At 58.2% G+C, this 478-nt stretch carries 1 protein-coding gene; it reads right to left on the bottom strand.

All coding sequences use genetic code 11. The annotated features are described in order from the left end of the window. Nucleotides 1–254: 254 nt before the first annotated feature. Nucleotides 255–478 (bottom strand): LysR substrate-binding domain-containing protein (locus tag AC1D0P_RS28950; RefSeq protein WP_477679885.1); only part of this gene is annotated, 224 nt, incomplete at its 5' end.

Genomic DNA, 478 nt, shown 5'->3' with positions numbered 1-478 from the left:
GTGGTGTAGTGCACGAGTTTGTCCAGGTCGGCCGGGAACTGGACCCGGTTGGATTCGGCATGGGCCGCCCAGCCGGCGAGCGAAAGGAGAAGTGCGAGAACGAAGCGGCCAAAGCTCATGAGGTCAAACCCTGTCAAAGTAGAGATGATGACAAGGTAGGCGACAACGCAGCTGGGCATTAGCCGCCGGAAACCGTATGAAGCTATTAGTTGTGCTTATTAATCACAGATTTTTGATTAGCCGTGATGCGGCAATCATTCACGGTAGCGCAGCGCCTCGATGAACACGGCGAAGGCCGGCGAGGCATGCCTGCGGTTCGGATAATAAAGGTGGTAGCCTGAGAACGGTTCACACCAGTCTCCGAGCACCCGCTCGAGGCCCCTGCCGTCGAAATATGGCGACGCCTGGTCTTCCGGCAGGTAGGCAAGGCCGAGGCCTGCAAGGGCTGCGTCGAGCCGCATGGCGATATTGTTGAAGG

Source organism: Polaromonas sp. P1_G2, assembly GCF_056405515.1.
Note: the sequence above shows the minus strand (reverse complement) of the source record. Positions and strands in the feature narration are given on the sequence as shown.